Here is a 9,090-nt window from a genome sequence, read left to right as displayed (position 1 = left end):
CGGTCTTGCGTTTCCGACTCTATCAGACTCTTTCGTGTCCGATTCCCGGTCGAAGCGGGATCCTGCTTTTTCGCTTTCCAGTTCTTCGCTTTCGCGTTTCCCTTTCCGGCGAGTCCGACTCTATCAGATCCTTTCGGGCCTGATTCCCAGTCAGCGGGGCTTGCCTTCCCGGCCGTTGGGCCGTTCCGACGTCCAAACTCTAGCGGATTTTCCCGGCGACTCATAATCGAGTCCTCGAAATTAATTTCGGCATGCCGAAATTGTCCCGAGTGGGAGATCGTGCTGAGTTTGGTTGCCGCATTCGCGGCTGGATCGGCTGTCGCAGAACCGTTCCGGCTCCGTGACAACTCGAAGAACCTTACGGACCGGCGAGGAGTGTGTCAACCCCGCCAGGTCAAGCCCTTTTCCCACGTGTCGGACACGGCTTCAGTCCAGGTCGGTGAGGCGCCCGCCGGCATCCGGCTGGGCGTGCTCCACGCGGCGCAGGAGCCGGATCAGCATGTCGCCGAGGCCGCCGCGCTCGTCGCCCGTGAGGTCCTGGAGCAGGTCCTCCTCGAAGTCGGTGGCCATCCGCATGGCCTCCAGCCACTTCGTACGGCCCTCGTCGGTCAGCTCGACGATCACGCGCACCCGGTTGTTCTCGTCCCGGTCGCGGGTGACCAGGCCCTCGCCCGCCATGCGGTCGATGCGGTGGGTCATCGCCGCCGGGGTGAGGCCCAGGCGCTTGGCCAGCTCGCCCGGGCCCAGCCGGTACGGGGAGCCGGCCAGGACCAGGGTCTTGAGGACCTCCCACTCGGCGTTGCTGATGCCGAGGGCGGCGAGCTGGCGTCCGTACGCCACGTTCATCCGGCGGTTCAGTCGGCCCAGGGCCGAGACGACCTGCTCGACCTGCGGGTCCAGGTCGCGGAACTCGCGCTGATAGGCGGCGATCTGCTCGTCGAGGCTCGGTTCCTGCGGTCCGGGCTGCTCGGTGGTGTCAGGCATGGCGGGCAGTATGGCACGCCCTCCAAAGCCTTCGAAGTCCTTCGAGCTGTATTGTTGAGGTTCTAACTTTAGTGCTAAAGTCTTCGGGTTCGAGTCGTTCGGATGGCTCGGCATGTCGCTTCGAGACCTTGAGGTAGGTGAGTGTGACCAGGGAGATGGGTGCAGCACTGCGGCGGATCCAGCTGGGGAGCGCGCTGAGCGCGTTCGGGCTGGGGTTCACCGTTCCGTATCTGTACGTCTATGTGGCACAGGTACGTGATCTTGGTGCTGGCACCGCGGGAGTCGTGCTTGCGGTCTTCGCCATGGCGGCGCTGGCCGTTCTGCCGTTCACCGGCCGTGCGATCGACCGGCGCGGGCCGCTGCCCGTGCTCGTCGCCGCCTCGGCCATCGCCACCCTGGGCGCGGTCGCCCTCGGTCTTTCGTCGGGCGTGACCGCGTCGGTGCTGTCGGCCGCGGTGCTCGGCGCGGGCACGGCGGTCATGCAGCCGGCGCTCGCGACGATGCTCGTGTGGTGCTCCAGCGCCGCCACCCGTACCCGTGCCTTCGCCATGCAGTTCTTCCTGCAGAACCTGGGGCTCGGCATCGGCGGGCTGGTCGGCGGGCAGATCGTCGACACGAGCCGGCCGGAGACCTTCACCCTGCTGTTCCTCATCGAGGCCGCGATGTTCGTCGTGCTCGGTGTCATCGCCTGCACGGTGCGGCTGTCGCGTGCGCCCGCAGTCGCGGACACCAGGCCGACCGACGGGTCCAAGGCACCCGGCGGAATGCGGGCGCTGCTCTCGCACCGGGCCATGGTGCAGCTGTGCGTGCTGGGATTCGTGCTGTTCTTCGCCTGCTACGGACAGTTCGAGTCCGGGCTCGCGGCCTACGGCACCGAGGCCGCCGGAATGCAGCCCTCGACGCTCGGGATCGCGCTGGCCGCCAACACCGCCGTCATCGTCGTGGCGCAGTTCGTCGTGCTGCGGCTCGTCGAGCGCCGCAGGCGCAGCCGGGTCATCGCCTCGGTGGGTCTGATCTGGGCGTTCGCCTGGATCGTGGCGGGTTACGCGGGGCTCGGGCACGGCAGCCAGACCATGGCGACGGCCGCGATGATCTCCACGTACGCGCTGTTCGGGCTCGGTGAGTCGATGCTGTCGCCGACCGTGGCCCCGCTGGTGGCCGATCTGGCTCCGGAGTCGATGGTCGGGCAGTACAACTCGGCGTTCGCCCTCTGCAAGCAGCTCGCGCTGGCGGTCGGTCCGGCCGTGGGCGGGCCGATGGGGGCGACGCTGCACGGGCCGTACATCGTGACGTTCGTGCTGTTCTCGCTGGGCATCACGGTGCTGGCACTGCGGCTCGGCCGGCGGCTCACCCCCGTACAGGACCAGCCCTCGCTGGAGACGGTGCCGTCCAGGGTGGTGGCCGTGTCACTGCCGGACACCGGGTCGGGCGCCGCTCCCGCCGCCTCCGCACCTGCCTCCGCCCGCTGAGCGGCCGGGCCCTGTCACCGGCAGGGCCCGCCTCAGTGCGGCAGGGCGAATTCGCACCAGACCGCCTTGCCGCCGCCCGGTGTGCGCCGGCTGCCCCAGGACGAGGCGATCGTCGCGACGATCGAGATGCCGCGGCCCGCTTCGTCCGCCGGGTCGGCCCGGCGACGGCGCGGCAGGTGGTCGTCGCCGTCGGTCACCTCGATGATCAGGCGCCGGTCGGTGCGCCGCAGCCCCAGCCGCATCGGCGGGGTGCCGTGCTTGAGGGAGTTCGCGACGAGCTCGCCCGCGGCCAGGACGCCCAGGTCGCAGAGCTCGACCGGGAACCGCCACGAGGTGAGGACCCCGGTCGCGAAGGCGCGGGCGCGCGGTGCCGCCTCGATGCCGCCGAGCAGATCGAGCGAGGCGTTGTGGAACAGCTCCGCGCTCGCCCCCGTGCGGGCCGGGTGCTGGACCACCAGCACCGCCACGTCGTCGTCGTGTTCCGCGGTGACGCCGAGGGAACGGATCAGCCGGTCGCAGACCACCTGTGGTGAGCCCTTGGCCCCGGAGAGGGCGCGTTCCAGCGCGGCGACGCCCTCGTCGATGTCCTCGCTCCGGCGTTCCACCAGGCCGTCCGTGTAGAGGACGGCGGTGGAGCCGGGCGGCAGTGCGATCGTGCCCGAGGTGTGGATCCAGCCGCCGGTGCCCAGCGGCGGGCCCGTGGGGTCCTCGGCGCGGTGGACCGTGCCGTCCTCGTGGCACACCAGGATCGGGAGGTGGCCCGCGGAGGCGTAGACGAGCCGGCCCTCGTTGGGGTCGTGGACCGCGTAGGCGCAGGTGGCGATCTGGCTGGCGTCGATCTCGGCGGCGAGTCCGTCCAGCAGCTGGAGCACCTCGTGCGGCGGGAGGTCGAGCCGGGCGTAGGCGCGTACGGCCGTGCGGAGCTGGCCCATGACGGCGGCGGCCCGCACCCCGCGGCCCATCACGTCCCCGATGACCAGGGCGGTGCGGCCCGCGCCGAGGGTGATGACGTCGTACCAGTCGCCGCCGACCGCGGCGTCCGTGCCGCCGGGCTGGTAGGTGGCGGCGATCCGCAGGTCGTCCGGCTGCTCCAGCTCCTGCGGGAGCAGGGAACGCTGGAGGGTGACGGCCGTTTCGCGGTGGCGGCGGTCGCTGGCTCGGAGCCGTTCGGCGGCTTCGGCGTGGTCGGTGACATCGGCGGCGTACACGAGGACACCGCGCTCGCCCGCTCTGCCCCTGCTGTTCCTGGAGCCCCTGTTGCCCTTGGCGCTCTTGTTGCTCCCGGCGCTCCTGTCGTTCCTGTCCGGCGGGTTGCCGTCGTCGGCTTCGCTCCCGTCGTCCGTGTCCCGGTGCACCGGGGTGCAGGTCACGGTGTACGAATTGCCGCTGCGGACCTTGCGGGACTTGACCGTGCGCGGGGTGCCGCTGCGCAGGACCTGGTCCATGAGGGGCAGCAGGCTCAGCTCGTCGAGCTCGGGCATGGCCTCGGCGGCGGTGGCGCCGGCCGGGCGGGGGCCGAAGGCGGCGGCGTAGGCGTCGTTGACGTACGCGATCCGGTGGTCGGGGCCGTACACCAGGGCCACCAGGGCGGGCAGCTGGCCGAGGATGTCCCGGGCGGAGAGGTCCTCCAGTGCGGGGCCGTCCGGCCGCGGCGCCGCTCCGCGCGAGTCGTCCAGTGGCTCGTGATCCGTACCGCCCTGCGGGTCACCGCCCGGGTCGCCGTCCGGCGGGCGGGGACCGGTCTCGGGCCGTACGTACTCGGCGCGGGCCGAGGGCACGGAACTGCGGTCGTCCCGTGCGGCGGCGCGGCGCTGCGTTCCAGGTAGGCGGGCGCTCCAGCGCGTGAAGTTCACGGAATTTCTGGCCTCGTGTATCGGTCTGGTCCGCTCTCGCGGGCTACTCACTGTCGGTCACTGCCGGCCGGGTCACTCTGTGCAGATGTGGGCCCACCTATGGTCACACGTCCAGTGTGGCGGACCGTACGGACAGATTTCGGTACGGCCGGTCCCCTGGCGGGTGCACGGGCGGGTCGACGATCCGTCAGCCCCCGCTCCCCGTGGGGCCGTCGGGCCCGGAGCCGGTGTCCGGCCCCGGCGAGTTGCCGGGACGTGGCGGGGTGTCCCGGCCCGGCGGGCCGTTCGGTCCGGGGTGTCCGCCGCCCGCGGCGAGCGCGAACTCGGCGCGCGGGTGTTCCAGCGAACCGAGGGAGACGATCTCGCGTTTGAAAAGCCCGGCAAGGGTCCATTCGGCAAGGACACGGGCCTTCCGGTTGAACGTCGGGACACGGCTGAGGTGGTACGTACGGTGCATCAGCCAGGCCGGATATCCCTTGAGCTTACGGCCGTAGACATGGGCGACGCCCTTGTGGAGGCCGAGCGACGCGACGGAGCCCGCGTAGCTGTGCCGGTACTCCCTCAGGGGTTCCCCGGCGACCGACGCGAGGATGTTCTCGGCGAGGACCTTGGCCTGGCGCACCGCGTGCTGGGCGTTGGGCGCGGTCTTCCCGCCGGCTTCTTCGGAGGTCAGGTCGGGCACGGCGGCGGCGTCCCCGGCGGCCCAGGCGTGCCCGACGCCCTCGACGGCCAGCTCCGCCGTGCACCTGAGCCTGCCGCGTTCGTCGGTCGGCAGATCGGTCGCGGCGAGGACCGGCGCGGGTTTGACTCCCGCGGTCCACACGAGGGTGCGGGTCGGGAACCGGGAACCGTCGCTCAGGACGGCGATCCGGCCCTCGCAGGACTCCAGCCGGGTGTCGAGGCGTACGTCGATGTTGCGGCCGCGCAGCTCACGGATCGCATACGTGCCCATCGTCTCGCCGACCTCGGGGAGGATCCGGCCGGACGCCTCGACGAGGATCCATTTCAGGTCCTCGGCCTTGATGTTGTGGTAGTACCGCGAGGTGTAGCGGGCCATGTCCTCCAGCTCGGCGAGGGCCTCGACGCCCGCGTACCCACCGCCGACCACGACGAAGGTGAGCGCGGCGTCCCGGATGGCGGGGTCGCGGGTGGCGGAGGCGATGTCCATCTGCTCGATGACGTGGTTGCGCAGGCCGATGGCCTCCTCGACGGTCTTGAAGCCGATGCCGTGGTCGGCGAGGCCGGGGACCGGGAGGGTGCGCGAGACGGAGCCGGGGGCGAGGACGAGTTCGTCGTACGGGATCTCGACCGCGCCGGTGCCGTCCTCCCCGGTGGCGAGGGTGGTGACGGTGGCCGTGCGCTTGGCGTGGTCGACGGACTGCGCCTCACCGATCACGATCTTGCAGTGCGCGAGTACGCGGCGGAGCGGGACGACGACATGGCGCGGTGAGATCGAACCGGCGGCCGCTTCGGGCAGGAACGGCTGATACGTCATATACGGCTCGGGGGTGACGACCACGATCTCGGCCGCACCGCTTCTGAGTCTCTGCTTCAGCTTCCGCTGGAGACGCAGCGCTGTGTACATCCCGACGTAGCCGCCACCGATGACGAGAATGCGCACACCCGGTGGGGGGCCGGGGGGTGTTCCCCCGGAATCTGAAGCCATCACCACCCCATGACGCAACGTGCTCAGGGGTTTGTCCACAGCCTCGACAAATTGTGTGACCGGAGGTTCTCGACGGGCGGTGGTCGCGCGGCTCGGCGGTGATGTGCAAGCGGCGCAGGTCAGGGGTTGAGGCGGAGGTTCCGGACCGGGGCCGAATCAGTGAACAACCAGTCCCTGCACTGATCGGGGGGCGCTCCGTGCGGAACTACCCCCTTCTGAATTGAGCTGGGCTCAACTATGTTCGTATGTCGTCGGGGTGTCGGACGGAGACCATGATCCACTCTCCGACTCAAACGGCGGGAAGTCTCCGGGGGGAGACGTCATAACCGGGGGAACAGTTATGCACATTCAGGATTCTTGGCAGGTTGCCGCTACGGTTCCGTCCCTTTCGTCCGATGGAACGGGACGAAACGGAGCGGTGGTCAACGGAGCGGTGGGAGCGGTCGGGACGACGGTGGCGACGGGTTCGGTCGGCACGGTCGGGACCGGCGGGGCCAATGGAACGGCCGGAACGGCCGGAACGGCCGGTGCGGCCGGGGCCAATGGCCGCTCGGCTCCGCTCCGCGTGGATGCTCAGCGCAATCTGGAACATGTCCTGCGGGCCGCGCGCGAGGTGTTCGGCGAGCTGGGATACGGGGCTCCGATGGAGGACGTGGCGCGTCGCGCCAGAGTCGGAGTCGGCACGGTGTACCGACGCTTCCCGAGCAAGGACGTGCTGGTCCGGCGGATAGCCGAGGAGGAGACCTCCAGGCTCACCGACCAGGCCCGGACCGCGCTCGGCCAGGAGGACGAGCCGTGGTCGGCGCTGTCGCGCTTCCTGCGTACGTCCGTGGCCTCGGGTGCGGGGCGGCTGCTGCCGCCCCAGGTGCTGAGGGTCGGTGTCGATGTCGATTCCGACAGCTCCGACGGCTCTGGCGGGTTCGCCGGGTCCGGTGGGTCCGGTGGGTCCGGTGGGTCCGGTGGCAGTGACCTGACGGCGGCCGGGGAGCCGGTGACGGCATCGGGTTCGGCGTCGGGCGGCGAGCGGGACGAGGCACGGGTGCCTCAGCAGCGGCAGGGTGCCGGCCAGGCCGATCTCCGGTCGGCCGACGAGCGTTCCGCCGCGGAGACCGGCGTCGAGGACGACGGCACGGGAGCCGGCGAGCTGCTGGAGGTGGTCGGCCGCCTGGTGGACCGGGCACGGGCCGCCGGTGAACTGCGCCGTGATGTGACGGTCGCGGATGTACTGCTGGTGATAGCGACGGCGGCGCCTTCGCTGCCCGACCCGGCACAGCAGGCCGCCGCTTCGAGCAGGCTCCTGGACATCCTGCTGGAGGGACTGCGTTCCCGGCCCGCCGCCTGAGCAGAGTGCGTGGGCGCAGTGGTGCCTGTATGTGCCGCTGCGCCCGGCGCGAATGGTTGATGTGGCCCGTTTTGGTGGGCTCTCGACTGATGGTCCGTCATCCGCTCAACCAGGTCGCACCGGCACCCGCGCCCGCCCCTCGCGCCGCCGGAATGCCCGCCCTCTTCCCGTCTCAGCGCGGACCGGCGAGCTCAGTGCTCCCGAATGGCGGACTGCGGCGACAACTCGTACACGCGGAAAGTGATCTACCAGCTTTCCCCGAATGAATGGCTGTTAGTACTCACATTCGGAAAAACGCCCCGGATGAGTGGTTGCGGGGGCTGAAGGTCCGACGGGATTGCGCCATGTGGCACTCTTGCCCGATGTTCGGGTCCGACAGCGCATACGGGGGCTACCGCGATGAGCGGTGACGGGCAGCAGGAAGAGGCGTTCGACGACGTCTCCGCCGTGGGCGGTGCAGCGGAGGCCGGTGGGCGGTCCGCCCGGCAGGTTCCGAGCCAGGCCGGGCCCGGGCGGTCGAGCAGTGACGTCGAGGGCGGCACGGTGCTGCCGGGTCCATGGCCGGCTCCGACCGGTCCCGATCACGGCCCCGATCACGGCCCTGAGGCCGATGTCGCGGTGCCCATGCAGCGGGAGGGCGGCAGCACCGGCCTCACCGACGCCTCCGGCGCCGCGCCCTCCGACGCCGATCTGATCCGGCAGATGCGGGACGGCGACGACCTCGCGTACGAGGAGCTCTTCCGGCGCCACTCCGACGCGGTGCGACGCTACGCGCGGAGCTGCTGCCGGGACGCCCACACGGCCGACGACCTGACGGCCGAGGTCTTCGCCCGCACACTGCAGGCGGTACGGCGGGGCAAGGGGCCCGAGGAGGCCGTTCGGGCCTACCTCATGACCGCCGTCCGCCATGTCGGCGCCGCCTGGACCAAGACCGCGAAGCGGGAGCATCTGGTCGACGACTTCGCGGTGTTCGCCGCGCAGGCGTCCCAGGCCTCCCAGGTGTCGGACGCGGACACGCTCGATCTGGGCGCGGATGTGCTGGCGATGCACGAGGCCGAGCAGTCGATGGCCATGCAGGCGTTCCGCAGTCTGCCGGAGCGCTGGCAGGCGGTGCTGTGGCACACCACCGTCGAGGAGGAGTCGCCCAGCGCGATCGCCCCGCTCTTCGGGCTGACCGCCAACGCCACGGCGGTGCTGGCCAGTCGGGCCCGCGAAGGCCTCAAGCAGGCCTATCTGCAGGCGCATGTGAGCCAGGCCCTGACCTCCGGCGGCGACTGTGCGCGCTATGCCGACCGGCTCGGCGCGTACGCGCGTGGCGGGCTCCGCATGCGGGCCGAGCGTGGCCTGCGCGGACATCTGGAGGAGTGCTCGAAGTGCCGGCTCGCCGCAGGCGAACTGGCCCATGTCAACGCCGGGATCCCCGCGCTGCTGCCGGTCGCGGTCATCGGCTGGTTCGCCGCCGGGTACTCGCTCAAGGCGGCCGGGATCGTCGCCGGGGGCGCGGCCGGCGCCGCGGGTGCGGGTGCCGCCGCGGCGGCCACCGGGGGGAGCTCCGGTGGAAGTGCGGCCGGTGGTGCCGCGGCCTCGGAGGGGCTCGGTGCCCCGGCGAAGGCCGGTATCGCGGCGGCGGTCGTGGTGGCCGCCGCAGCCGGGCTGGCCTGGGCGCTGGTCGGTGACGACCAGCCGAAGCCCGAGGCCAGGCCCGCGACGAAGCCTGCCGTCGTGGCTCCGCCGGCGCCGACCCCGCCGCCCGCGCCGAAGCCGACGCCACCGAAG

Annotated in this window: 6 protein-coding genes; 3 read left to right on the top strand and 3 right to left on the bottom strand. The window is 71.2% G+C overall.

The window, feature by feature from the left end; all coding sequences use genetic code 11:
* Positions 1–426: 426 nt before the first annotated feature.
* Positions 427–984, bottom strand: coding sequence for a MarR family winged helix-turn-helix transcriptional regulator (locus AADR41_RS39760; RefSeq protein WP_072488604.1), 558 nt, complete (start codon positions 982–984; stop codon positions 427–429).
* A 155-nt stretch (positions 985–1,139) separates the two neighbouring features.
* Between AADR41_RS39760 and AADR41_RS39755 the strand changes: the two genes are divergently transcribed.
* The gene (locus AADR41_RS39755) at positions 1,140–2,453 is read left to right on the top strand and encodes an MFS transporter (RefSeq protein WP_342287147.1); all 1,314 of its coding nucleotides are present in this window, start codon (positions 1,140–1,142) and stop codon (positions 2,451–2,453) included.
* Between the two features lie 32 nt (positions 2,454–2,485).
* On the opposite strand, the gene AADR41_RS39750 is transcribed toward AADR41_RS39755, so the two are convergent.
* Both AADR41_RS39750 and AADR41_RS39745 read right to left on the bottom strand, forming a co-directional pair.
* Positions 2,486–4,306 (bottom strand): ATP-binding SpoIIE family protein phosphatase, encoded by a 1,821-nt coding sequence (locus AADR41_RS39750; RefSeq protein WP_342287144.1) that lies wholly within the window; start codon positions 4,304–4,306, stop codon positions 2,486–2,488.
* 187 nt (positions 4,307–4,493) lie between these two features.
* Entirely contained in the window at positions 4,494–5,972 is a 1,479-nt protein-coding gene (locus AADR41_RS39745; RefSeq protein WP_342287142.1) for an NAD(P)/FAD-dependent oxidoreductase, read from the bottom strand.
* 340 nt (positions 5,973–6,312) lie between these two features.
* On the opposite strand from AADR41_RS39745, the gene AADR41_RS39740 reads away from it, so the two are divergent.
* Together AADR41_RS39740 and AADR41_RS39735 are read left to right on the top strand one after the other, a co-directional pair.
* Positions 6,313–7,314: a TetR/AcrR family transcriptional regulator gene (locus tag AADR41_RS39740; protein ID WP_342287140.1), complete on the top strand. Its 1,002-nt coding sequence runs from the start codon at positions 6,313–6,315 to the stop codon at positions 7,312–7,314.
* 399 nt (positions 7,315–7,713) lie between these two features.
* Positions 7,714–9,090, top strand: a 1,377-nt coding sequence (locus AADR41_RS39735; protein WP_342287138.1) for a sigma-70 family RNA polymerase sigma factor, incomplete at its 3' end; no start/stop codon positions are given.

Origin of the sequence: Streptomyces sp. CLV115 (assembly GCF_038448545.1) — a bacterium.
GTDB classification, from domain to species: Bacteria; Actinomycetota; Actinomycetes; order Streptomycetales; family Streptomycetaceae; genus Streptomyces; species Streptomyces sanglieri.
This window is presented reverse-complemented; position numbering and strand designations above follow the sequence as displayed.

What these genes read in the sequence shown, in the direction of transcription:
- AADR41_RS39760 (WP_072488604.1), bottom strand. Translation starts at nt 984, where the DNA reads ATGCCTGACACCACCGAGCAGCCCGGACCGCAGGAACCGAGCCTCGAC.
- AADR41_RS39755 (WP_342287147.1), top strand. Translation starts at nt 1,140, where the DNA reads ATGGGTGCAGCACTGCGGCGGATCCAGCTGGGGAGCGCGCTGAGCGCG.
- AADR41_RS39745 (WP_342287142.1), bottom strand. Translation starts at nt 5,972, where the DNA reads ATGGCTTCAGATTCCGGGGGAACACCCCCCGGCCCCCCACCGGGTGTG.
- AADR41_RS39740 (WP_342287140.1), top strand. Translation starts at nt 6,313, where the DNA reads ATGCACATTCAGGATTCTTGGCAGGTTGCCGCTACGGTTCCGTCCCTT.